The sequence below is a fragment of the Colwellia ponticola genome, assembly GCF_005885605.1.
Classification (GTDB): Bacteria; Pseudomonadota; Gammaproteobacteria; order Enterobacterales; family Alteromonadaceae; genus Colwellia; species Colwellia ponticola.
This window is the reverse complement of record NZ_SZVP01000047.1, coordinates 1-541: the sequence shown is the minus strand read 5'-3', so window position 1 is coordinate 541 and position 541 is coordinate 1. Positions and strand designations below refer to the sequence as shown.

The 541-nt window shown below is 38.6% G+C and carries 1 protein-coding gene; it reads right to left on the bottom strand.

What is annotated here, in order from left to right; genetic code table 11:
• Positions 1 to 501 (bottom strand): GTP pyrophosphokinase (locus FCS21_RS17605; RefSeq protein WP_138624479.1); only part of this gene is annotated, 501 nt, incomplete at its 3' end.
• Between the last annotated feature and the right edge of the window lie 40 nt (positions 502 to 541).

The window sequence follows — 541 nt, the reverse complement described above, 5'->3', positions numbered from 1 at the left end:
TTCAGGGAATTCCCCTTGGTATTTATAATTGAGTGAATGTTCGATCGTTGCCCAAAAATTCATCGACATTGTCCGAATCTGAATTTCTGCCAAGATTAATTTTTCACCGCTGATCAGTTGCACTGGGTATTCAACCACAATGTGATATGAGCGATAACCACTGGGTTTAACGTTTGAAACGTAGTCGCGTTCCTCGATAATCTTCATATCGGTTCGTTGGTGTAATAAGCCCACAATTTCGTGGATATCTTCTACGAACTGACACATAATCCGTAACCCAGCGATATCTTGCATATCTTGTTCCAATAAATCCTCTGTGATATACCGTCGCTGCATTTTTTCTTTGATACTATCTATCGGTTTGACCCGGCCCGTTACAAATTCGATTGGGGCATGTTCATTATTTTGTTGATATTGTTTACGCATACCACGTAATTTTATTTTCAATTCACTAACGGCTTGTTCATAAGGCATCAGGAATTTTTTCCAATTTTCGACCATAATAACCCCTCACTCAATCTGTCACATACAGCATTATTTT